This is a genomic window from Paenibacillus sp. 2KB_22 (genome assembly GCF_052115745.1).
Lineage (GTDB): Bacteria > Bacillota > Bacilli > Paenibacillales > Paenibacillaceae > Paenibacillus.
This window is the reverse complement of record NZ_JBFRHG010000002.1, coordinates 1,745,737-1,770,788: the sequence shown is the minus strand read 5'-3', so window position 1 is coordinate 1,770,788 and position 25,052 is coordinate 1,745,737. Positions and strand designations below refer to the sequence as shown.

General features: G+C 46.5%; 18 protein-coding genes. 17 read left to right on the top strand and 1 reads right to left on the bottom strand.

Annotated elements, in window-relative coordinates; genetic code table 11:
* Position 1: 1 nt before the first annotated feature.
* The 5 genes from secD to AB4111_RS18855 all read left to right on the top strand — a co-directional run bounded on the left by secD (position 2) and on the right by AB4111_RS18855 (position 6,188).
* Entirely contained in the window at positions 2 to 1,252 is a 1,251-nt protein-coding gene (gene secD / locus AB4111_RS18875; protein WP_051447453.1) for a protein translocase subunit SecD, read from the top strand.
* The gene (gene secF / locus AB4111_RS18870) at positions 1,242 to 2,153 is read left to right on the top strand and encodes a protein translocase subunit SecF (protein ID WP_253440239.1); all 912 of its coding nucleotides are present in this window, start codon (positions 1,242 to 1,244) and stop codon (positions 2,151 to 2,153) included. The genes secD and secF overlap by 11 nt, the downstream gene beginning before the upstream one ends.
* Positions 2,154 to 2,226: 73 nt before the next feature.
* Positions 2,227 to 3,186 (top strand): cation diffusion facilitator family transporter, encoded by a 960-nt coding sequence (locus AB4111_RS18865; RefSeq protein ID WP_442032745.1) that lies wholly within the window; start codon positions 2,227 to 2,229, stop codon positions 3,184 to 3,186.
* A gap of 40 nt (positions 3,187 to 3,226) precedes the next feature.
* The gene (gene recJ, locus AB4111_RS18860) at positions 3,227 to 5,635 is read left to right on the top strand and encodes a single-stranded-DNA-specific exonuclease RecJ (protein ID WP_442032744.1); all 2,409 of its coding nucleotides are present in this window, start codon (positions 3,227 to 3,229) and stop codon (positions 5,633 to 5,635) included.
* Between the two features lie 37 nt (positions 5,636 to 5,672).
* Complete coding sequence (locus tag AB4111_RS18855) at positions 5,673 to 6,188, top strand: adenine phosphoribosyltransferase (RefSeq protein ID WP_442032743.1); 516 nt, start codon at positions 5,673 to 5,675, stop codon at positions 6,186 to 6,188.
* A 161-nt stretch (positions 6,189 to 6,349) separates the two neighbouring features.
* Here AB4111_RS18855 and uraA read toward each other — a convergent pair whose 3' ends face one another.
* A complete protein-coding gene (gene uraA / locus AB4111_RS18850; protein WP_442032742.1) occupies positions 6,350 to 7,666 on the bottom strand; it encodes a uracil permease in 1,317 nt (438 codons plus the stop codon).
* Between the two features lie 374 nt (positions 7,667 to 8,040).
* Here uraA and AB4111_RS18845 point away from each other — a divergent pair, with 374 nt between their 5' ends.
* The 12 genes from AB4111_RS18845 to AB4111_RS18790 all read left to right on the top strand — a co-directional run bounded on the left by AB4111_RS18845 (position 8,041) and on the right by AB4111_RS18790 (position 24,995).
* Positions 8,041 to 10,218, top strand: a complete 2,178-nt coding sequence (locus AB4111_RS18845) for a RelA/SpoT family protein (protein ID WP_421891949.1) — start codon at positions 8,041 to 8,043, stop codon at positions 10,216 to 10,218.
* Between the two features lie 12 nt (positions 10,219 to 10,230).
* Positions 10,231 to 10,692 (top strand): D-aminoacyl-tRNA deacylase, encoded by a 462-nt coding sequence (gene dtd, locus AB4111_RS18840; RefSeq protein WP_342570881.1) that lies wholly within the window; start codon positions 10,231 to 10,233, stop codon positions 10,690 to 10,692.
* Positions 10,693 to 10,768: 76 nt separating this feature from the next.
* On the top strand, positions 10,769 to 10,936 hold the full coding sequence (locus AB4111_RS18835) for a hypothetical protein (protein ID WP_442032741.1): 168 nt from the start codon (positions 10,769 to 10,771) through the stop codon (positions 10,934 to 10,936).
* Positions 10,937 to 11,203: 267 nt separating this feature from the next.
* A complete protein-coding gene (locus AB4111_RS18830) occupies positions 11,204 to 11,710 on the top strand; it encodes a type 1 glutamine amidotransferase domain-containing protein (protein WP_442032740.1) in 507 nt (168 codons plus the stop codon).
* A gap of 105 nt (positions 11,711 to 11,815) precedes the next feature.
* Entirely contained in the window at positions 11,816 to 12,262 is a 447-nt protein-coding gene (locus tag AB4111_RS18825) for a hypothetical protein (protein ID WP_442032739.1), read from the top strand.
* Positions 12,263 to 12,921: 659 nt separating this feature from the next.
* On the top strand, positions 12,922 to 14,190 hold the full coding sequence (locus AB4111_RS18820) for an SEC-C metal-binding domain-containing protein (protein WP_442032738.1): 1,269 nt from the start codon (positions 12,922 to 12,924) through the stop codon (positions 14,188 to 14,190).
* A gap of 788 nt (positions 14,191 to 14,978) precedes the next feature.
* A complete protein-coding gene (hisS, locus tag AB4111_RS18815; protein ID WP_442032737.1) occupies positions 14,979 to 16,232 on the top strand; it encodes a histidine--tRNA ligase in 1,254 nt (417 codons plus the stop codon).
* Between the two features lie 212 nt (positions 16,233 to 16,444).
* Entirely contained in the window at positions 16,445 to 18,223 is a 1,779-nt protein-coding gene (gene aspS / locus AB4111_RS18810; RefSeq protein WP_036616911.1) for an aspartate--tRNA ligase, read from the top strand.
* 18 nt (positions 18,224 to 18,241) lie between these two features.
* Positions 18,242 to 19,000 carry a tRNA threonylcarbamoyladenosine dehydratase gene (locus AB4111_RS18805; RefSeq protein ID WP_091020457.1) on the top strand — a complete coding sequence of 253 codons (759 nt, stop codon included), beginning with the start codon at positions 18,242 to 18,244 and terminating at the stop codon, positions 18,998 to 19,000.
* Positions 19,001 to 19,424: 424 nt separating this feature from the next.
* Positions 19,425 to 20,723 (top strand): NCS2 family permease, encoded by a 1,299-nt coding sequence (locus tag AB4111_RS18800; protein ID WP_442032736.1) that lies wholly within the window; start codon positions 19,425 to 19,427, stop codon positions 20,721 to 20,723.
* An 85-nt stretch (positions 20,724 to 20,808) separates the two neighbouring features.
* Positions 20,809 to 22,587, top strand: a complete 1,779-nt coding sequence (locus AB4111_RS18795) for an ABC transporter ATP-binding protein (RefSeq protein ID WP_442032735.1) — start codon at positions 20,809 to 20,811, stop codon at positions 22,585 to 22,587.
* Between the two features lie 227 nt (positions 22,588 to 22,814).
* Positions 22,815 to 24,995 (top strand): HelD family protein, encoded by a 2,181-nt coding sequence (locus tag AB4111_RS18790; RefSeq protein ID WP_442032734.1) that lies wholly within the window; start codon positions 22,815 to 22,817, stop codon positions 24,993 to 24,995.
* Positions 24,996 to 25,052: the final 57 nt, after the last annotated feature.

Below are 25,052 nucleotides of genomic sequence, written 5' to 3'. Positions count from 1 at the left end.
CATGAAAAGAATTATCAGTTTCATTCTGGTCGTGCTTGTCACCACAGGGGTAATGGTGGGAACAAGCCCGGAGCTGCTCAAAAATATACGCTTGGGCCTTGATTTAAAGGGAGGCTACGAGATCTTATATGAAGCAGAGCCGCTCGAAGCAGGACAACAAGTCACCAAAGCATCTTTGGTGCAAACGGCCAAAAGTCTTGAAAGCCGCGCCAATGCGCTCGGAACAAGCGAACCGGAGGTAACCACTGAAGGAAGCAACCGGATTCGATTGAAGTTGGCAGGGGTTACGGATGAGGCTGAAGTTAGAGCTAAAATGAAAGAACCGGCTGTTCTGACCTTCCGTAGTAAAGCTGAGAACGACAAGGAAGGCGAATACACCAAAATCGAACTTCGCGGAAATGAATTTGTTGAGAATGCAGCCAAAGTTGTATTCACTCAATTGAATGAGCCGATGATTGACATTCAAGTGAAAGACAAAGCCAAATTTTCCGAGATTACCAAACGTTTGATCGGACAACCTCTCGCTATTTATTTGGACGATGAGTTGCTCTCTGCTCCAACCGTTAGACAACAGTTGACAGATGGTTCCGCTCAGATTTCGGGTGCCTACACTCGTGATGAAGCAAACCAGCTTCGAGACACCATTAACCTGGGTGCATTGCCACTGAAACTTACAGAGAAGTATTCACAAAGTGTTGGTGCAACACTCGGTAAGCTTTCTCTGGATCAGACTATTAAAGCGGGATTGATTGGTTCCGTTATTATTCTAGTGTTCATGATCGGGCTTTATCGCATTCCTGGTATTATCGCGAGTTTTGCCTTGATTACACATACGTGGCTGGTACTTGCAATCTTCTATTTAGGAGAATTCGTGCTCACCCTTCCAGGTATTGCGGCGTTTATCCTGGGTATAGGGATGGCGGTGGATGCCAATATCATCACGTACGAACGGATTAAAGAAGAGATGCGTAGTGGTAAGTCGATCTTGTCTTCGGTTAAAGCGGGTGGTAAGCATTCCTTCCGAACAATCATTGACTCCAACATCACAACCATTATTGCTGCGGCTGTTATGTTCTTCTTGGGAACAGGTGCGGTTAAAGGTTTTGCACTCGTGCTGATTTTTGATATTGTCACCAGTATTATCACGAATATTTTCTTCTCCCGCTTCCTGTTAACCCTGCTTGTACGGGGTAACGTGTTGAAGAAGCCTAAGTACTTCGGAGTAAAGGAGAGTGAAATTCGTGCGCTTTAATTGGAATTATGATTATGTTAAAGGCAGTAAGATTGCCTATATCTTCTCGATTATTCTGACGATTACGGGCATCATCAGCATTCTGGCTTTGGGTTTGAACTACGCAGTTGATTTCCGTGCTGGATCGAATGTGGATATCACGGTATCCAAGGCGATTACAGCGGAGCAGATTAAACCTATTGTTAAGGACATCGGTGTTGATGAGGGTGATGTTACCATTACACCGGGGGCTGACCGTGTAAATGTTCGTTTCTCCAATGAATTGGATGAGACCCAAGAGAGCAAATTTAAACAGGAATTTACCAAACTGGATGCATCGGCTTCCTATGAAGTAAATACGGTTGATCCGGAGATGGCCAAAGAATTGGAGCGCAATGCGATCTACGCGGTACTTATTGCAAGTATCGGGATCATGATCTATGTTGCAATCCGATTCGAGTGGCGCTTTGCTGTGGCAGCAGTGGTTTCATTGTTCCATGATGCATTTGTCGTCATAAGCGTATTTTCGATCTTCCGCTTGGAAGTAGATCTGACCTTTATTACCGCTGTATTGACCATTGTCGGATTCTCAATTAACGATACCATCGTTATCTTTGACCGTATTCGTGAGAATTTGCGATTTGCTAAAAAGTCTTCTAAAGCAGACTTGCGTGAAGTAGTTAATCACAGTTTGTCACAAACAATGACTCGTTCACTAAATACAACATTTACGGTTTTTGTTGCTTCACTTTGTTTGTTTATTTTTGGCGGAGAATCCATCCGCATGTTCTCACTTGCAATGGTGATCGGAACACTGTTCGGCGCTTACTCTTCAATCTTTATTGCGGCACCATTATGGCTCACGCTCAAAGGTAAACAAGTTAACAAGCCAAAAACAACAGTAGCCAAAGAATCTAACTAAACATCTTATTGTGAAGCCGCGTCTGCCAGGCGCGGTTTTGCAACTTTATGTACAGAAATAAGGGGGAATATTCATGACCAGAGAACATATCCCATCTGCTCAGGCTGCCACATGGAGTGGTATTGCTGGTAATATGGGACTTGCGGTAATCAAAGCGGGAGTCGGTTATATGGCAAATAGCAAATCATTGCTCGCTGACGGCTTGTATTCTGCTTCTGAAGCTGGTTCTGCCCTGGCAGGTCTCTTTCCCTCCAAGTCTGTACGTGATAAGAGCAAGGCTCGCAGGGAACGGTTTAAAGAACATTCACGTGTTGCTAGACCCGGAATCTCCGTATTGTTATCTGTGCTGATCCTCATGGGTGGATTACAGCTTGCCATCTCCGCATTGGGTAGTCTCTCCGGAAGTGAACCGGAAGCACCTGGCAAGTCAGTACTTTTGGTAGCTGTTGCAGCTCTGGCTGTGAAAGAAGCGATTTTTCAATTTCAGTACAGATATTTTCGTAAACGAAACCAGTCTCAGGCGCTAGCCTATGCACAGCAACATCGTCGTGCGCTCTATTGCTCTCTCACCGTGTTAATCGGCATTATAGGATCGATGGCTGGTGAGGAGACGGGTCTGAGCATGCTGCTCTACCTGGACCCTACGTCTGCGTTGATTGCTTCCTGTTTTGTGCTTCACAAGGGTTACCGAATGATTGTGGACACAGTATATGGTTCACTTGTTCAAGAACTGGAGCAGGAGGACGCGTCAGATTTCAAAGAGACTGTACAGCGAGTATACGGCATCATTACCATTGAGCATTTGGTTGCTCGTGAACAGGAGCATGACGTTACGATTGAGTTGGTCATTAGCGTGAATCCAAGAATCTCCATACTGGAAGCACAGGAAATTGCAAATCGGGCCAAGACACTATTACTAACCCGTTTCAGTCATGTGAAAGAGGTACAGATTCAAGCGGTACCTTATGATCCAGGCTATCCCTATAAATCCAATCATGAACTGCCCGATCACGAAGCGACATTAATTCAGTAGTGAAGCGCGGGTCCAGTAGATCAGGAAAGGAGCGTTATCATTGCTTTATTCGCAATACCGGTGGAATACACCAAATATCGATTTGGAGGCGGCTGCGGGACTCTCGCAGGCGCTTTCCGTTTCCCCACTAGTGGGACGTTTGCTTGTGAGTCGAGGAGTGCACAATGAGAAGGAGGCCGAACGTTTTTTGCATCCTGATCTGAATCAGATGCACGATCCCTATCTGCTACTCGGCATGAATGAAGCTGTGCCTCGCATCAAGCTGGCTTTGGAGCGGGAAGAACATATTTTGATTTACGGGGATTATGACGCCGATGGTGTATCCAGTACATCGCTTATGATCCATTTGATGCGTCATCTTGGGGCCTCGTACGATATCTATATCCCTCATCGCTCGAATGAAGGGTATGGGTTGCACAACCATGCGTTGGATTGGGCCCATCAACAAGGCGTTTCATTGATTATTACCGTGGATACCGGAATCAGTGCTGTTGAACAGATTGCCTATGCGGCAACACTGGGCATCGAAGTCATTGTGACAGACCACCACGAGCCACCTGAAATTTTGCCAGAAGCCTTTACTCTTATTAATCCAAAACTTCCGGGATGTCCATATCCTTTTAAAGGTTTGGCCGGAGCGGGAGTAGCCCTGAAACTCGCTCAGGCACTAATCGGAGAAGTACCCGGTGAATGGATGGAGATTGCCGCCATCGGTACCGTAGCTGATCTGATGCCTTTGGAAGGGGAGAACCGGGTTATCGTCAGTTATGGAATAGAATCGATGCGTGGTTCACGTCTTCCCGGTGTGAGTGCATTGCTGGAAATCAGTGGAGTGGATCAGAGTCAGGTGACTTCAATTAATATTGCCTTTGCCATGGCACCTCGTATTAATGCCAGTGGACGTTTGGATCATGCCGGGAGAGCGGTATCACTTCTCACTACCGAGAATCTGGATGAAGCTCATACGCTTGCGGGCCAGCTTGATCTATTGAATAGGGAGCGGCAGCAAGTCGTAGAGGGCATATTACAAGAAGCAACTGCACAGCTGGAACAAAAGATACAGTTACGTTCAGGATCTGTTCCAGATGTAATCGTATTGGCTGGTGAGGGCTGGAATGTTGGAGTGGTTGGTATTGTGGCTTCCAAATTGCTGGAGCGTTATTACCGACCTACGCTTATTCTTGGGATCGATCCAGAGAGCGGTGTCTGCAAGGGCTCTGCGCGCTCCATTGAGGGTTTGGATATCTATGAGGCGCTCACAGTCAATAAACACACCATGGACCATTACGGGGGACATCCGGCTGCAGCGGGTATGACCTTGCATCGGGATCAGCTGAAAGAACTTGAGGATGGCTTGAATGAGTTTGCTGCATCTGTGTTGACTGAAGAGGACTTTGTACCTCAGCGTCTTGCAGATGATGAATGCAGAATCAGTGATGTTCCACTGAAAGTGATCCAGGAGATCGACAGATTGCAGCCTTTCGGGATGAGCAATCCTTCGCCACGGTTTGTCTTGAGAAGCGTGACTGTGAAGGAAACCAGAACAATGGGACGAGAGAAACGCCATCTGAAACTGGTTCTGGAACAGGATGGTCAGCAACTGGAAACCGTCGCTTTTGGCAAGGGAGCGTTAGCAGAGTTCCTTCTCCCAGGTTCCGTTATTGATGTGATGGGAGAACTGTCCGTTAATGAATGGAATGGGATGAGAAAACCTCAACTGATGCTTCAGGACATTCATGTTCCACAGGTTCAAGTGTTTGATATGCGCGGTAATGCCGAGCCATTGAATGCCATGAAGCATTTCTTGAGCTCACTTGAGGTGCATCTGCGATACAAATCAGGTTCTGTTGGCGCTATTGTTCGGAAAGAAACAGACGTTTCCGAGGGAAATTCATTGTATGAACCTTGCCTTTGGGTATATGATAGAAAGGTCGGGTTATTTCCGTGTAATGCTGCTGCACAGCATTATGGACAGGAACAAGTCCGGACGTTATTTGTGTTTGATACGCCGGAAACCCCGGAACAACTTGATGCCATGCTGGCTTTGTTCAGTGGAGCTGAGAATATCATCCTTCTGCACGGATCAGGCAACCGCCGAGATCGCCTTCAGATGCCTTCCAGAGATCTCTTTAAGCGTATTTATATGCAGGTGTTGAAATGGAAAGCTGAACCCGTGGAGGAACAAGAGATTACTCCTGTGCTCAGTCGTCAGTGTGGTTGTTCGCCGCGCATGATTACAATGATGTTGGATGTATTCGAAGAATTATCCTTCATTACCCGTGATAACGGCAAAATTGCGTTTGTGGATAACCCGCCTAAGCGTGAACTAACCGCTTCACGTCACTATCAGGCGCTCGAAAATATGGCCGAGATAGAACAGGTGATGCTGGATGCAGCTACACCGCAACTGACACAATGGATGATATCCCGGATGAAGGGCGTATCTTAGATGGAAGTTTGTGTATTTATTTTAGGAGGAGATTATTTTGGATTTTAAAGATTATATTCGTGTCATTCCTGACTTTCCACAACCGGGAATCAGCTTTAAGGACATTACGACATTGTTGAAGGATGGAGAAATGTACCGCAATGCGATCAATGAACTGAAAATGATGGTTTCTGATCTCAAAATTGACGTCATTGCTGGACCTGAAGCACGTGGTTTCGTTGTGGGCGCCCCTCTGGCGTACGCTCTTGGTGTCGGTTTTGCTCCGATCCGCAAAAGTGGAAAACTGCCTGGAGAGACGATTGAAGTCGGTTATGATCTCGAGTATGGCAAGGATACACTTGCGATGCACACAGATGCGATCGAGAAAGGTCAAAATGTCCTGATCGCAGATGATCTGCTCGCAACGGGTGGAACGATTGCGACTTCCATCAACTTGATTGAACAATTAGGTGGGAACGTTGTTGGTGCTGCATTCCTGATCGAGCTGTCTGATCTGAATGGTCGTGCTAAGTTGCCTGAAAAAATCGATGTATTCACATTGATGAACTATTAAGCTGAAATCTCCACATGTATTGCTGCGATGAAACATGAATTGCTTTTTCCGTTTCCCGGGAAATAATATACAGCATTAATGATTATAAAAAAGCCTGTTCTATCCAACCGTTAAGGTTGGATAGAACAGGCTTTTTTTGATTTATATACGATACGGTGAAATTAATCAGGCGTTTTTTCAGTGATAGGCTGTTTCCTCGAATCGTCATTCAACCAGCCCAGTACTTCAAACAGTTTGAACAACAAGCTCATCAGGATTCCGACGATGGTTGCCAGTGCCATCCCTTTTAGATGAACGCCATAGAAAGTAACTTCTGTACCACTTAGTCCGATGACCAGTACAAGTGTAGTAAGCAGCAGATTGGTCGGTTTGGCAAAATCGACTTTCTGTTCAACCAGAATACGCAGACCGGATGCTGCAATAACCCCGAAGAGAAGTAGTGATACTCCACCCATAACAGGCACAGGAATGTTAGCTACAAGAGCCGAGAATGTTCCTGAGAAGGAGAGTACGATGGCAATAACTGCTGCCCCACCAATGACATATGTGGAGTATACGCGAGTCAGTGCCATAACACCGATGTTCTCACCATAGGTTGTATTAGGAGTAGATCCTACAAACCCGGAAAGAATGGTAGAGACCCCATTACCAAGCAGGGAACGATGAAGGCCAGGGTCTTTTGAAAGATCTTTGCCCACAATGCTGCTCGTTACAAGCAAATGTCCAATATGCTCTACGATAACGACAAGCGCTACAGGTAAAATGGTGAAAATAACGGACCAGTCGAATGTAGGTGTTGTTACGGTAGGCAGTGAGATGAAATCTGCGTTTCCAATAGCTTGTTTATCAACCAGACCCATAGAGTAGCCAAGAACATAACCGATTACAATACCGATTAGAATATGAATGATTTTGGGAAATCCACGGAACGTTACGGCCCCAATGACCGTGATACCAAGCGTAGCCAAGGATAAAATAATGGGTTTGGCTTGAGGCACCCAATTGGGGTTAGCCACGGGATCAGAATTAATCAATCCAGCCATACCAGCCGCAACAGGTACAAGCTCAAGACCGATCAGGGCAACAATGGCGCCCATAACCGCTGGTGGGAATACCACGTTGATCCATCCTGTTCCAGCATATTTGATAATAAGAGCCACGAGGCAAAACACAAGTCCTGTAATGATAAAAGCTCCGAGTGCCATGGAGTAGCCGTTCTCTGGATGTGTTTTCAATACTGAAGTGACAGGAGCAATAAAGGCAAAACTGGAACCCAGATATGCGGGGATCTTTCCTTTACACATCAGTATGTACAATAGTGTTCCAATCCCGTTCATCAGCAGGATCATACTTGGATCGACACCGAACAGGTTAGGCACAAGCACCGTACTACCAAACATGGCGAACAAATGCTGAAGGCTAAGCAGTGAACCTGAGCCAAGTGGCATCTTTTGATTAACCTGAATTTCGCGTTGCAATGAATTTCATCTCCTTTTCCGAAACACAAACTTTCAATAGATTACAGAGTTTCTCTTAATTAAGCAATAACATTTTTGACGTAGCAGAGCGATGGAATTTATATTTTCATGAATTTTCCTTCTATTTCAGCAAATAACGGCAATAATACATAAGAATTAAAGAAATACATTCAATCCCCTGTGAAGCATAGGGAAACGGGTTAACAGTAATACAGATCACCAATATAAAAATTGGATAAGCGCTCTTATTCGTCAGCAGTTGACGGGAAACGGGCGAAGCGTCATAATTATAGGAAATTACTTTTACGGGGAACCTGTGTTGCAGCAATGTCACGGGTTCCATTTGGTATAGAAAGGACACGGAACAGATCAGAATGGGCATAGAGCAATTACTCGAGAAGGCCGGGGCATATATCAAAGAACCCGATCTGGTGCGCATACGAGAAGCTTACGAATTTGCTGATCAGGCCCACCATGGACAGACGCGAAAATCGGGAGAACCGTATATTCTGCATCCGCTTGCGGTTGCCGACATTGTTGTGAACATGCAGATGGACACCATCTCCATAATAGCAGCGCTTCTTCATGATGTAGTAGAGGATACTACGGTCTCACTTGAAGAGATCCGCAATCATTTCGGCAATACGTGTGCCATGCTTGTTGACGGCTTGACGAAGCTGGAACGTATTCAGTTCCGCTCCAAGGAAGAACAGCAGAACGAGAACTACCGCAAAATGTTCATCGCCATGGCGCAGGACATCCGTGTCATCGTGATTAAATTGGCTGACCGTCTGCATAATATGCGGACACTCAAGTTTCAGTCGGAAGAAAGCCAGCGCCGGATTTCATATGAGACGCTGGAAATTTTCTGTCCGATTGCCAACCGCTTGGGTATCTCTGCGATCAAATGGGAAATGGAGGACATCGCCCTCCGTTATTTGAATCCGCAGCAATATTACCGCATTGCGAACCTGATGCACAAAAAGCGTGCGGAACGTGAGCAATATATTGATACGGTTATGGATGGAATTACGAACAAGCTCGATGAGATGGGCATTCAGGCAGACCTTTCGGGCCGCCCGAAACATATCTACAGCGTGTTTAAGAAAATGACCACCAAAAACAAGCAGTTTAACGAAATTTATGATCTGCTTGCTATTCGTATTATTGTGGATAATATCAAGGATTGTTATGCTACCTTGGGAATTATACACACGTTATGGAAACCGATGCCTGGACGCTTTAAAGACTACATTGCGATGCCGAAGGCTAATATGTATCAATCGCTGCATACAACGGTAGTTGGTCCCAATGGCGAACCAACGGAAGTACAGATCCGGACATGGGATATGCACCGGACTGCTGAATTTGGTATTGCTGCCCACTGGGCCTACAAAGAAGGCGCTGCGAACGGAAATCATTTTGAAGATAAGATTACATTCTTCCGTGAAATTCTTGAACTTCAAAACGAAGCACAGGATGCATCAGAATTCGTAGAGTCACTCAAAATGGATTTCTTCTCGGATCTGGTATTTGTATTTACACCAAAAGGTGAAGTCATCGAATTGCCAATTGGCTCCGTTCCTTTGGATTTTGCTTATCGAATCCATACGGAGGTTGGTAATCGGACCATCGGTGCCAAAGTGAACGGTCGAATTGTTCCGCTTGACTATCATCTGAAGACAGGCGATATCATTGAAATTTTGACGTCCAAACATTCTTACGGACCTAGCCAGGACTGGCTGAAAATTGCGAAATCTTCTCATGCACGAGCGAAGATCAAACAATGGTTCAAGAAGGAACGCCGTGAAGAAAACGTTGAAAAAGGTCGGGAGAGCTGTGAGCGTGAACTGAAACGCATGGGGCTTGATCCTTCTGCGTGGATGACGGATGACAAGTTGATGGAAGCTGCCAAAAAATATGCCTTTAACGATATTGAGGACATGCTTGCAGCTGTTGGCTTCGGTGGGATTACTGCTGCACAGATCGTAACCAAAGCAACTGAAAAACTCCGTAAAGAGCAGGAAGAGTCCAGTTTGCTGGAATTAAATTCCGAGATGCGCGAGCTGAAACCTGCACCTGAACGGAGAAATCGACCAACCAACGGCATTCGTGTCAAGGGCATCGATAACCTGCTTGTTCGATTTGCACGATGCTGTAATCCTGTGCCTGGGGATGACATTATCGGATACGTTACACGCGGACGCGGCGTTTCCGTACACCGTAGTGACTGTCCGAATATTCCAACAAGTGCAGACGGAGAAGAAGCTGCACGTGTGATTGAGGTCGAGTGGGAAGAGAATATCGAAGCGAGTTACAGTGTGGATATTGAGATTACAGGCCATGATCGGAATGGCTTGCTTAACGAGGTACTTCAGGCTGTATCGGAAAGTAAAACCAATATTTCTGCCGTTACCGGGCGGACAGATAAAAATAAATTAGCATTGGTGCACGTCACAATTCTGATTCGTAATACAGATCATCTGCAATCCGTTGTAGATCGGATCAAACGGGTGAAAGATGTCTATTCGGTGCATCGGATTATGCAGTAAGGAGCCTGTAAGATGAGGGTGCTTGTTCAACGCTGTAAAGAGGCTCAGGTGACTGTGGGAGACGAACTGACCGGTAAGATCGAATCCGGATTAATGTTGCTCGTAGGTATTACCCATGAGGACACGGAGAAGGATGCTCAGTATCTGGCTGACAAAATTAGCGGGTTACGCATATTTGAGGATGATCAGGAGAAGATGAACCTCAGCCTGCTTGATGTAGGCGGTGCTGTACTGTCCGTTTCCCAGTTCACCCTGTACGGAGATTGTCGCAAAGGAAAGCGTCCTAGCTTTGCAGCTGCGGCCCGACCTGAAGCGGCAGAACGGTTATATGAAACGTTTAATCAACTTTTACGGGATAAAGGTATTCAAGTTGAAACCGGCCGTTTCGGAGCGATGATGGATGTAACATTTACCAACTGGGGACCCGTGACTTTGATGCTTGAAAGTCCGGTTCGTCAGGAACCACGTGCATAATTTCTTCGGGTTCAGGCCATAATGAAGGATAATTCGTTGATGACTATTTCATGATCAAAGGAGTATCCATCCAATTATGCGCCAATCTGCGAAAGAAACACGTATCCGTACAGAACCTTTGTTACTCCCTGGCAACATGTATGAATCATTGCATCTTGCCCGTGCGGCTGCTGAGTGTGTTGCAACGATCTGGGCACTTGAGGATTCCGACAAAGGGAAACAGAGTCATCTTCCGCGATCTTGAATGTTTAGACATGTGTATTGAACATCTGAAATTTGGATTATACAGATTCTGAAAAAGTCCTGATTCCTTACCGAATCAGGGCTTTTTGTCATGAGTTGATCCTTCTAAGTATTTGTTTAAACAACTTGGTCACAAAATGAAATTACATCGAATTGTTATAAATTGCTCTGGTGAGGGTAATAACAAAACGAGGCACAACGAAGTGCCAATGTACTGCAAGGCCCGATTCATAAAGAAAGTTCGAACACGGAAAGGAGAACATACGTTATGAGTAAAGTTGCTTTTTTATTGGCGAATGACTTTGAAGATTCGGAGATGCAGGTTCCGTATGACGAAGTAAAAAAAGCTGGACACGAAGTGGAGATTATCGGATTAAAAGCCGGTGAGACCCTTAAAGGTAAAGGAGGAAAAGCCTCCTATACCACAGATAAGGCGATCTCTGACGCATCCGCTTCAGAGTATGATGCAGTCGTGATTCCTGGTGGATCATCCCCTGAGAATTTGCGAAGTGATGCCCACATCTTGAAGTTTGTCACCGAGATCAACAGTGCGAAGAAACCAATCGCAGCGATATGCCATGGTCCGCAGATTTTGGCTAGTGCAGGTCTGTTGAAAGGCCGTACCATTACATCCTATCCACCACTTAAGGATGACATGGTAAACGCAGGAGCAGAATTCAAGGATCATGAGGCTGTTGTGGATGGAAACTATATTACATCCCGCACGCCTGATGATGAGCCAGCTTTTGTGCGTGAACTGCTAAAAGTGATTTAACTTCACCTGGTTTTAACTGACATACATTGATGTATTGTAACTACGTTACATCGTGACGTTTATAAACTTCACGTTTGCATTTCATTCCGAAAAGGAGGGTTTGACATGACAAAACATATTCAGGCGTATTTTCGAACCGAAGACGAGGCCGAGGGAGCAAGAACTTCACTTCAGACGTTCCGTACAGAGCATTTGGAAGTAGGTCAACTCGATAGTGCGATAGGTAGAGACACGCGTGTTATGGTACCACTGGTGCCATATAATACTGCGGGTGGTGTAGGCACTAACGGAGCAATGGGTGTAGGTGCAGCCCCAGGCGTTCCAGCAAGTGAAAATGTGATCCCCGTGGTAGCCAATGTGGATCGTGACGCAGATCGTGATTCTCGTGACAGAGTGAATGAGGATGGAGACCTGCTGAATGCGGCGGATGTGTCTTCGGCCGATTATGATGATCTGCACTATGTTCTGTCTGCCAAAGTAAGGGATGAGGATTATGATGAAATTGTTCATAAGCTTCGTTCCAACCATGCCTATGTGGAAGAATTGAATTAACGTGTAGATACCTTTTGCCCTTGCACTGCTTGACTACGGAGTCGAGCAATGTGCAAGGGCTTTTAATTATAAATATATTAAAAAAACAAAATATAAAGCGCTATCATTTTTGTAATATTACTGTAATATTAGTTACATAAGCCTTTAACATAGTGGGCTTATAATAACACACATGACCCCCTTTTTTTATATATCTTTTGAGCCTGCACACCGTGTGCAGGCTATTTTTTTGGGATGAAAATGTATATGTTTTGTGTAAAGCTTACCCCTTTATATAAATTTTGCTAGAATAGAGGAATGGATTCGAATATATTAAAGCCAGTTGTTTCATAGCTAAGCTTCATTGGATGGTACATCAAGCATTTAACGTTTGGGCTCAGGCGAATGCAATCCAACGACAGCGTGTATGAGGAACACATCGCCAGAGAGATCGTCTTATTCCACATGAACAGTATAAAAGGAGTTTCAGGTTAGTCTTAAATCCTTCTAATACTCGTAGATACGCCCCCGTCCTTATACAAGGGCGGGGTAGCCGTTCTGCTTGCTCGCTGGAAACTGCAAGTTATATAGAATGCCTGGTACGAGAAATGGCACCTAAATGTTAATGCAACTGTGTTCTCATACAACTGGCTAGTGACAGATTTAAGGGGGAATTAGTTTTGAGTAAGGTTGGAAGAAATGAGTTATGCCCTTGCGGAAGCGGGAAAAAATATAAGAAATGCTGTCTGAATAAGGAGTCCTCACCCGCAGAATCTATACTGCGCCTTATATCAACGGAGCAGCCTGTCCAAGAAGCTACAGTTCAGCCTGAGAGCAAGCTGACTCTGACCAAACTGAACAGGATGGTAACGAAAGAACTGAAATGGGAACATCCGGCTCACGAACAGCTGGCCCTGGAGCTGATTGAGAACATGCGGAACCAATACGAGGGAGAGCTCATTTTGGAAGCTCTGATGTTATGGAACGGTTATTCACGCCAGACTCGCCCCACTGTGAAGAAGACAGGCTCCTTCTGTGCTGCAATTGAGTATTTGCTGTCCGAGGAATACGGCTTCAATGTCTCAAAAGCTGAAATGGCCACTAAATATGAGGTGACGACAGGTACGATCTCCCGGAAGGTCAATGAGATGTTCAGTTACATTGAAGAATACGGAATGGGCGGCGAAACGGACGAGCTAATGGTGCTGAACGGTCCAGGCACACCGAAGGACAAAGCGGAGGCTCTGCTACATAAGGCGCGGGAAGCCAGTTCTGCCAAACGCAGAATACAACTGGCGAAAACAGTGCTGGAGGTGTATCCCGACAGCTCAGATGCATATCTTATTCTGGCTGAGGAATCTGACAATGAGTCAGATGCACGGGCTTACCTCAAGGACGGAATCGCTGCTGGTGAACGCGAACTGGGTGAGTTGTTTTTTGAGAAGAACAAAGGGGACTTCTGGGGGCTTCAAGAGACTCGTCCATATATCCGGATATGTAAAAGCTACGCGGAATCTTGCTGGTTTGGTGGAGATACCCAAGAAGCGGCACAAATCCTGGAGCATATGCTGGAACTTAATACGGAAGACAATACCGGTGCACGTTACCTGCTCGCTGCTGTGTATTTGTACAGCAACCAATTGGAGCAGGCACAACAATTGATGACGAAGTATGGAAAAGGTGGCGCCTCAACTGCCTTTGCCTATGACCAGATCATTCTGGAGTATAAGAAGAATGGAATCACCTCCCAGCTCAAAAAGCTGTACAGTGTGGCTAGGGGGATGAACAAGCATGTGCCGGATTACCTGCTGGGTTTGAAACGCCTGCCGCATAACCTCCCTGATTTTGTCGGAATGGGCGATTCCAACGAAGCGATTGAATATGTTATTATGCACTCCCGTCTGTGGGCGAGCATGCCGGATCTGCTGAAGTGGATGCTTAAACAATAGAGTTATGTAGCGATTGGAGTTGGAATTCACTTGATGAATCCAGCTTCTTTCAGCCATAATTTAAGTGGTACTCCCCATCCCGTGCAGCGTGTGAGTAAAATTTTTTTAATGCTATCTTTTCATGTTAACCCTTGACTTTAGCACTGCGGTTCATTACAATCAGAAAATAATACGTTGACTATAGTCAATACAAGTCGATTTTTGAACTATATTACTGATTTGATGACGGGACCAAGTACTCCGTGCCCACATGACCAGAGAGGAATCCCCAGGCTGTAAGGATTCTCTTGATGAGCGGACGAATGACTTCCCCGAGAACAGACGGCGAACATAGCAGACATGATCTGTTGACCAGTAGCCGGCCTGCGCAGGACGTGCGTTACACGTAGAGCGGAATATCTGCTTGATCAGGGTGCACTAGGCAATCCTGAATCACCAGAGATCACCTGAACGGCTAAAGTGTCAGGTTTCCGGAATGTGGGTGGTACCACGGGTGAATGTATATTACACAATCTCTCGTCCCTTTGTTTGCTGTTTACACAGCGACAGGGCGAGGGATTTTTTTGTTATATAAGTTGATTCTAACATTTATACCATAACGGAGATTGTAGAACCAATCTGTAGAAGCGAAGCGTTCGCCTTTATCCCCGGATTTTCACATTGAAAAAAATTAATTCAAAAAATCTGGGGATAACAGCGATCAAAAGATGGTACTACAGTCGGAGAGTCCAGGTGTAACATTTCTGGATTAACTTTTACAGAAAAAAATCTATGCTGGAGGGATCAAGATGGCTTTTCAAAAACCGACGGGAACGCAGGACTTACTTCCTGGAGTTGTCGAGAAATGGCAGTACGTAGAAGAAAAAGCACGAGATCTGTGTCGACGGTTTAATTACCGCGAGATTCGTACACCGATCTTCGAACAGACTTCTTTATTTGTACGCGGTGTAGGAGAGACTACCGATATCGTTGAGAAAGAAATGTATACCTTTGATGACAAAGGCAATCGCAGCATGACTCTTCGTCCAGAGGGAACAGCCGGTGTTGTCCGTGCGTATGTAGAGAATAAAATCTACGGGGAACCGGATGTGAGCAAGATGTATTACATCGGTCCGATGTTCCGGTATGAGCGTCCGCAGGCAGGCCGTCAGCGTCAGTTCCACCAGTTTGGTGTAGAAGCCATCGGTGCGCTGGACCCGGCGATTGATGCCGAAGTTATCGCACTGGGCTACCAGTTGTGTGTAGAGCTCGGCTTGAAGGATGTTAAAGTGGAGATCAACTCCGTTGGTAATTCGACCAGCCGTGCAGAATACCGCGAGACATTACTTGGGTTCCTCAGACCGATGAAAGACAGCCTGTGCAAGGATTGTCAGTCCCGCATGGAGCGTAATCCGCTGCGTGTACTCGACTGCAAAGTCGATCAGGACAAATTCGTAGGGGCACCGTCCATATTGGATAGCTTGGATGAAGAGTCTTTGAATCACTTTGCCAAGCTACAGGCATACCTGGATGATTTCGGAGTAGATTATGCTGTGAACAATCGTCTGGTACGGGGCTTGGATTATTACACGCTAACTGCGTTTGAATTAAAAGCCCAAGGGATTGGAGCAATTGATACGGTTGGTGGCGGTGGCCGGTACAATGGTCTCGTTGGAGATATCGGCGGACCTGATCAGCCGGGCATCGGCTTCGGTATTGGATTGGAGCGTATTCAACTGATTCTAGAGCACCAAAATATTGAGGTGACTACGCTCGCTCCACTGGATGTGTACTTTGTTGCTCTGGGAGAGGCCGCTGATCGTGAAGTGAACCGACTGTTGTTCAAACTTCGTCAGTCTGGACTGTCTGGTGAACGTGATTATCTGGGTCGCAAGATGAAAGCACAGATGAAATCAGCTGATCGTTTCAAATCCCGCTATACCGCCATCCTCGGTGATGACGAGCTGGAGCGTGGTGAGATCGCCCTCAAGTCGATGGATACGGGAGAGCAACAAACTGTGAAGCTTGATGATCTGGTAGCAGCCATTCGCGAAGGTAAATAAGCACGAACTGTAACATGAAGATTAAAACTTTCGAGTACACAATTGATCCGGCAAAATTACTGAGGTTCACCGACGATTCCAATTAAGCGGAAGTTGGCGGGCCAGAGGTAACATGCCTTTTTGAATACATGGTCTACACGTAACCGGACTGTTGAAGAGCAGGTGATAACTGCCCATACAGAACGGAAATTCACATAATGAGGAGTTTGGTTATGAAAAGAAGTCATCATTGCGGCGCATTAACACCCGCACACATCGGTGAAACAGTAACATTGAACGGTTGGGTTCAAACCCGCCGTGACTTGGGGGGCGTACTTTTCATCGATCTGCGTGATCGCAGCGGAATTGTACAAGTTGTCTTTAACCCGGCTTATTCCGGTGAAGCTTTGCAAATCGCAGATCGCGTACGTAGCGAGTATGTTATCGCTGTAACGGGTAAAGTCGTTAAACGTGATGCAGAAACAGTGAACAAAAACCTGCCTACCGGCGAAATTGAAGTTCAAATCACTGAAATTGAAGTGCTGAACGCAGCCAAAACACCTCCATTCTTCATTGAAGATGGTGTTGAAGTGGATGAATCCCTTCGTTTGAAATATCGTTACCTGGACCTGCGTCGTCCGGAAATGTTCGAAACACTGAAACTGCGTTCCAAAGCTTCCAAAGTGTTCCGTGACTATCTGGATGGTGAAGAGTTCGTTGAAGTGGAAACACCAATTCTGACGAAGAGCTCCCCGGAAGGTGCACGTGATTATCTCGTACCGAGCCGTGTGCATGAAGGTGAATTCTTCGCCTTGCCACAATCCCCGCAAATCTACAAACAATTGCTGATGGTGGGTGGCGTTGAGCGTTATTATCAGATCGCTCGTTGTTTCCGGGATGAGGATCTGCGTGCAGACCGTCAACCAGAATTCACTCAAGTCGACATCGAGACTTCCTTCCTGCAACAGGATGACCTGCTGCCAATGATGGAAGAACTGATGGCCAAATTGTTGCGTGAAACAAAAGGCATTGAGCTGGAACTGCCTTTCCAACGGATTACGTATGCAGATGCAATGGGTAAATACGGTTCAGATAAGCCAGATCTGCGCTTCGGTATGGAACTGGTTGAAATGAACGATATCGTAGCGAACAGTGGTGTGAAAGTATTTGCTTCCGTCATCGAAAAAGGTGGAGAAGTGAAAGTGCTGAACGCTAAAGGCTGTGGCACATGGAGCCGTAAAGAGATCGATGATCTCGGACCATTTGCTGCACGTTACGGTGCAAAAGGTCTGGCTTGGATTCAAGTGAAAGACGGCGAGTTCAAAGGGCCAATCGTGAAGTTCTTCACGCCTGAAGAAATCGAAGCTGTCAAAGAACGCACAGGTGCTGAGGATGGCGACTTGTTGCTCTTCTCCGCAGACACGAAAAAAGTGGTTGCTGATGTACTGGGTGCATTGCGTCTGAAAATCGGCCGTCAACTCGGACTGATCGATGACAGCAAATTCAAATTCGCTTGGGTTGTGGACTTCCCACTCCTCGGATATGATGAAGATGCAAAACGTTATGTGGCAGAACATCATCCGTTCACACGTCCAAAAGACGAAGATGTACATCTGTTCGACACAGATCCGGGTGCTATTCGTGCTCAAGCCTATGACCTTGTTCTCAATGGTTATGAAGTAGGTGGCGGTTCGATGCGTATCTACAAACGTGACGTTCAGGAGAAAATGTTTGCTGCCCTGGGACTCTCTACAGAAGTAGCGAATGAGAAATTCGGTTACCTGCTGGAAGCATTTGAATACGGAACACCACCACATGGCGGAATTGCCTTTGGTCTTGACCGTTTGGTGATGTTGCTGGCAGGCCGCACAAATCTGCGTGAAACGATTGCCTTCCCGAAAACGGCAAGTGCAACGGATCTGCTGATGAATGCACCTTCCGAAGTGGATGACTCGCAATTGGAACAACTTCATATCCGCGTAGCCCGTAAACCGGTAGCGGAAAAGAAATAAAGGAGGCATCGATTCTCAATGCTCCATCAATTTTCAAGAACAGAACTTGCGATCGGACCTGAAGGTCTGGACGCATTGAAAAATAGTACAGTCGCTGTGCTCGGTATTGGCGGCGTAGGTGGAATTGCTGTAGAAGCTCTTGCCCGTAGCGGTGTGGGGCGCATCATCCTGATTGATAAAGACGTCGTGGATATCACCAACATCAACCGCCAGATTCATGCGCTGACCACGACAGTGGGACAGAAAAAAGCGGACCTGATGGTGGAACGTGTGAAACTGATCAATCCTGAATGTGATGCCATTGCATTGAATATGTTTTACACGGAAGAAACGTATGAGGAACTGTTCAAATATGAACTGGATTATGTGCTGGATGCATCCGACACGATTATCTACAAAATCCATCTCATTAAAGAGTGCCTGAAACGTAAAATTCCGATGATCTCCAGCATGGGTGCGGCGAATAAAATGGACCCAACGAAATTCCAGGTTGCGGATATTTCGAAAACAACCATGGACCCGATTGCCCGTGTTGTGCGTACTACACTTCGTAAAGACGGCATTAAAAAAGGTGTGAAAGTGGTCTTCTCGACTGAAAAGCCGATGAAACCGCGTGAGGACGTAACACAAAAAATCGTTCCCGAGAATGCTCCGGAAATTCGCAAGGCCAAACAGCCACCTGCGAGTAACTCATTCGTGCCTCCGGTAGCCGGACTGATTATGGTCAGTGTTGCGATTAAGGATTTGTTAGAAATTGCAGAGAACAAGCAGCAATAACTTGCTGCCAACGGAAGAAGCGTGGATGCCCATAAGGCATCTACGCTTTTTTGTGTGATCATACGTAAGACGGAGCGGATGGAACGTCAAACGTCTATAATAGACGAACTGCATTCCCTGAGAAATGTAAGAGTTACGTCATGTACTTCAAAGTCAAAACCGTGTATGATATTCACTGCTGCGCGAAATGATGATACATACATAATGAATTTGCGGCATATAGGTTCAACTTAACTTTTTACACGAGAACGGAGAGGACAGAAAAAGCTGGAGAAGCGTTCGCCTTTATCACCGGATTTTCCCACTGGAGAAGGAAATTCAAAAAAATCTGGGGATAACAGCGATCGGAAGATTATTCTGTCATCGGAGTGGCAAGTGTAAACATTCTTTAGTTGAATTTATATAGAGAGGGGAATAGAACGAAATGAAACACGGATGGATGGCCAGACGTCTTGGCATGGAGCCGGGAGACCAGTGGAAAAAGGAAGTTGTGGCGGGAGCCATTTCCTATTTTGCCGTAGTCTATATCGTTATGGTCAATGCTACAATACTTTCCGATGCCGGAATGCCCTTGCAGGCAGCTATGGTTGGAACCCTGCTGACATCCATTGCAGGCTGTTTGCTCATGGCATTTGGCGGAAAATCACCGATTATCGTTGTACCCGGAATGGGGATTAATGCATTTTTCACGTATACACTCGTACATTCCATGAAATTAAGCTGGCAAGAAGCGCTGGCTGTTGTAACCGTTACAGGTATACTGTTTGCCATTGTTGCGTTTACGTCACTATACAAAATGATCAGCGAAGCCATTCCCAAAAATCTGCAGCATGGTATTACGGTGGGGATTGGTTTGTTCCTCACATTTATTGGTTTGCAAAAAAGTGGAATCGTTATCGCGCATCAGACGACGTTTGTCGCGATTGGTCACTTTAATGATCCGAATGTCATTACAGCCTGCGTTACGCTGGTGCTGGCCTTGATTTTATTTATCCGTAATGTGCAAGGCGGACTTTTAATTAGTATTCTGGTCGGGACAGGCCTTGCCTATGTACTTGGGGCAGTGAACCCGGGGGAATCCGTATCAGCGATGGATGCGCTGCGTCAATATGGCGGTTTGTTTGGTGAATTGTCCTTGATGAAGCTGGCTGATGTCGCGTTCTGGATTGCGGTATTTTTGCTGCTGCTGATTGTGGTGTTCGAAAATATCGGTTTAATCACAGCTCAGACACAGATGATTGGTCGTCCGGAGCGATTCAAGGGAAGTCTGCGAGCACTATCAATTAGTACCGTGCTGGCAGGCATATTCGGAAGCAGTCCTCCAGTTGCCGCCGCCGAGACGACAGCTGGTATTGCCGCAGGTGGACGCACAGGGTTAACTCCGCTTGTTACAGCCGTGTTGTTTGGGGCAACCTTTTTCTTCATCCCGCTGCTTGGTTATATTCCAGACAGTGCGATAGCACCCATTTTGATCATTATTGGTGGCCTGATGGTGCAAGGTGTGAAAGATATGGATTTTGGTGACTTCACAGAGGCCTTCCCGGCATTTCTGATCATGGTCATGATTCCATTTACATATAGCATCGTGGACGGGATGGCGTTTGGATTTATTGCCTATCCTCTCGCGAAGCTGGCAGCAGGTCAAGGTAAACAGGTGCCTGTGGTCATGTATGGCATATCCATCCTCTTTTTAGCCAATTTTGTGCTGCATGGCATCTTGTAAAGTTGTGTTATATAACAAAAGGCAACGTCATGTAAGTTCATACGTATGATCTCTGGTGAGCAGATGGAGAACGGGAGGAACGGGAATGGAAGAACAGCAACAAGCAGAGCAGAAGGAACCGAAGGTAGGAAAAAAGGGATTTAAGGATTTCGTCAAGCTGATCGCTTCCACGAACCCGCCAAAATTGATCCTGATTCTGGCTCTCATCTTGACCTTAATTCAGACGACGGCTGGACTGATTGTGCCACTGATGACCAAAGGTCTAATTGATGGACTAACCACTTCGGCACTGAACAAATCTGTTATTTTATTGTTGCTCGGTGCATTTGTGATTCAGGCGATTGCCTCGGGCATCAGCATTTATATGTTAAATTACGCAGGACAACGTGTGGTCGCCACACTTCGCACCAAGCTGTGGAACAAGGTATTGTCGCTGCGAATGCCATATTTCGATCGCAATCGGACAGGCGATACGATGAGCCGGATTACGAATGATACAAGCCAGATCATGACATTGATTGCAGATTATCTGGTTTCCTTTGTGTCGAACATCGTTGCTGTTGTAGGTGGTGTGGCATTACTTTTTTATTTGGATTGGGTGATGTCGCTCATTATTCTGAGTCTGGTGCCACTTACGCTGTTGATCCTGTTGCCGGTGGGTAGAAAGATGTATAAAATATCGAAAAAACAGCAGGATGAGATGGCAGGTCTTACGTCCGTACTTAGCCAAGTCATCGGTGAGATCCGATTGGTAAAAGCCTACGGCACGGAGAAACAGGAAGTGGAAGCAGGGGATTCCCGGATTCGTAAAATGTTTGCTTTTGGCTTGCAGGAAGCACGCATCCTTGCACTGATCGGTCCCTTGTTTACATTTGTCATGACTGCCGTGTTGGTCGTTATTCTGGGTGTGGGGGGAATGCGCGTAGCGTCTGGCATGCTGTCACCTGGTGAACTGGTCGCGTTCATATTACTGTTGTTCCAGGTCATTATGCCAATGGGGCAATTCACAACACTATACTCCCGTTTGCAAAAAGTTGTAGGTGCAACAGAGCGTATACAAGCTATTCTTGCTGATGAGGAAGAGCCGCATCGCAGCACCAAGGTAGCTCCAAAAGGGAATGAGACAATTGCATTCCATGATGTACACTTTTCCTATGTCACAGGTGAGGAAGTGTTGCACGGAATCAATCTGACGGTACCTACACGTAAAGTGACGGCGATTGTTGGTCCAAGCGGTAGCGGTAAGTCAACACTGTTCTCTTTGATGGAGCAATTCTATATGCCCGATTCAGGCCATATTTCGTATGGGGGACAAGCGATAACGGAATATTCTTTGTCTTCTTGGCGCAGCAAGATCGGGTATGTGTCTCAGGAAAGTCCACTTATGGCGGGTACGATCAAAGACAATATCACGTACGGATTGGACCGTGAGGTCACGATGGATGAGATCCGTCGAGCTGCTGAGATGGCTTATTCTGCCGACTTTATCGACAAGTTGCCACAGGGATATGAGACGGAAGTGGGCGAGAGAGGAATCAAGTTATCCGGGGGACAACGTCAGCGGATTGCTATTGCCCGTGCCTTACTACGCAGTCCGGATATTCTCATGTTGGATGAAGCAACATCTAGTTTGGACAGTACATCAGAATACGAAGTACAGCAGGCATTGTCCAACCTGATGGAAGGCAGAACCACGATTGTAATCGCGCACCGGTTGTCCACAGTGGTGGACTCCGATCAGATTGTTGTATTGGAGCACGGACATGTTACGGGAACGGGAACTCATGCAGAGTTGATCAGTACCCATCCGGTATACCGTGAATTGGCACAGAAGCAGTTTGTGGCACAGGAAGGTCAAAATTGAAATCAGAACTAGATCAATTACTGTTTTTCAAAGATAAGGTTCAAATATAGTTTTACTTAAGACTGTTGTTCATTCGTTCAGTACGAGCGTGAGCAACGGTTTTCTTGTATGAGTTCATTCAGGTTGCTGTAGCTTTTTCCACATCAATATGATATAGTGGGTATCCTTTTGCGTCGTCAGTGATTGGCGATGCAGAGCAAAACATATTCTTAGGAGGTAACTGAAACATGTCAGACAGCTTTCAAAGTGCCTATCAAGAAGAAGAGTACAGGTTAGAGCGAACGATGGAGGAAGTGGACAGTCAGCTGGAACGACTGCAAAATATTCCGGTGTATACCGGCCACGACTTCACAGAACAAGTGCTGGAAGCCGGACGCGAAGAGCGCCGCACCGCCTTGTCCAAGAGCGCGCAGCAACCCTATTTCGGACGCTTGGATTTCGAAGAACAGGGCAGTGGTGCACGGAAACCGCTGTATATTGGCAAAATCGGCGTAGACCGCGAAGAGGTGGGAGAGCATCCGCTCGTCATCGACTGGCGTGCTCCTGTCGCCAGCCTGTTTTACTCATTTACAGGAGGCGAAGCCTCCGCTACGTATGAAGCCCCGGAAGGGCTTATTGAAGGTCTGGTGTACCTGAAACGAAACGTTGTCATTCGGCAGCGGATATTGGAACGTGTGGCGGATACATACAACCGTGACAGCGACCAGCCAGCGGTATCTGATGAATTCCTTGTTTATCGTCTGGGAGAGAACAAGGATAACAAGCTCCGTGACATCGTATCGACGATTCAGGCGGAGCAGGATCTGATCATTCGTGCGGCGAGAAACACCGCATTGATCATTCAGGGTGTGGCTGGATCCGGGAAAACAACGGTTGCCCTGCATCGGCTGGCCTTTTTGCTGTATCAGTACAAGGAGCAGGTATCTGCGGAGAAGATGGTTATTTTTGCACCCAACCACATGTTCCTGGATTACATCTCGGATGTGCTCCCGGAACTCGGAGTAGGGGACATCCAGCAGCGGACATTCCCGGATTGGGCGATGAACCTGCTGGGGCTGGAGATGCCTTTGGCGAATACGTCGGATACGCTCAACACCTGGTTCGAAACACCAGATGCACGGCCTGAATTGAATGATGATGTACCTGGACGTTACAAAGGATCGATCCGTTTCATGGAGCTTATTCGAGAGTGGCTATCGGGGATGGAAGCGGATTCCGTACCGGATATGGACTTCAGTCCATGGGATGGTAAGGTGCTTAGCAAGACGGAGATTGAGAACTGGTTCGGTGAGGAATACAAACATTATCCGCTGGCCAAACGCAAAGAACGGGTTATGGCGCGGGTTCACCGCTGGATTGAGATGGAACTTAAGAAACCGATGCCAGAAGCTGTGCGCAAAGAACGCAAGAAAAAAGGATCTACTCGTGAGAAAGCCTATGCCAAAAAATGGCCTCAATACGAGCCGCTTACTTTATACAAACAGCTGTTCAAAGCGGCAAAGGGTGGCTCAGTGCCAGCCTCGCTCGGCGGGCTTATTCCAAAATTAGTCATGAAACAAACGGCAGCAGATCTGAAGCAGGATATCGTCCGTGAAGAGGATCTGCCTGCATTGGTATACATTCATACATTGGTTCATGATATTGAGGGTTCGGAGCGGTTCGATCATGTCGTGATCGATGAAGCGCAGGACTTTTCCCCTTTTCATGTGGCGTTATTGGATCAGTTCGTCAAAGGGCACTCCTTCACCATACTGGGTGACTTGTCCCAAGGGATTCATGAGTACCGTGGTGTTCATGCGTGGGATGAGATGAGTTCTCTGTTTCCTGAGGAACAGAATGCATACTTTGCATTGACCCGAAGTTATCGTTCAACGATGGAAATTATCGACTATGCCAATACGATTCTGGAACGTGGTGTCAAGAGCGGAATTACGGCGATTCCTGTTTTCCGTAGTGGTGATCCGGTTCGGACATTGGCTTATGGAGGCGAAGGGCGGACGGCAAGTCTGGATCAGGCTTTGAAGGTGCTAACTGTCAAAGACTACCGAACGGTCTCCATCTTGACTCGTACACTGCATGAAGCAGAGGAACTTCATCGTGAATTACAGGCCGCAGGCTGGGATCTGAACCTGATCGACGGTGGCAAAAAGCAGTACACGGGGGGACACTCCGTTTTACCAGTTTATCTGTCCAAAGGGTTGGAGTTTGATGCCGTTATCGTGGCAGACGTAGATCAGAAGCATTATCTGCCGAATGCCGGTGATGCAAAGCTGTTGTACGTGGGTTGTACACGGGCCTTGCACGAATTGTGGCTCTTCCATGATGGTGATTTGCCAGAATACGCGGCTGCAACACATAATCCCGACGGCGAGTCCGTAACCATTCAGGGTTGGCCAGAGCTTGGGTGAATAAAGTTTGCTATACAAGAAAAGGCATGATGTTCATGGGATATTGTCCCATAAGCG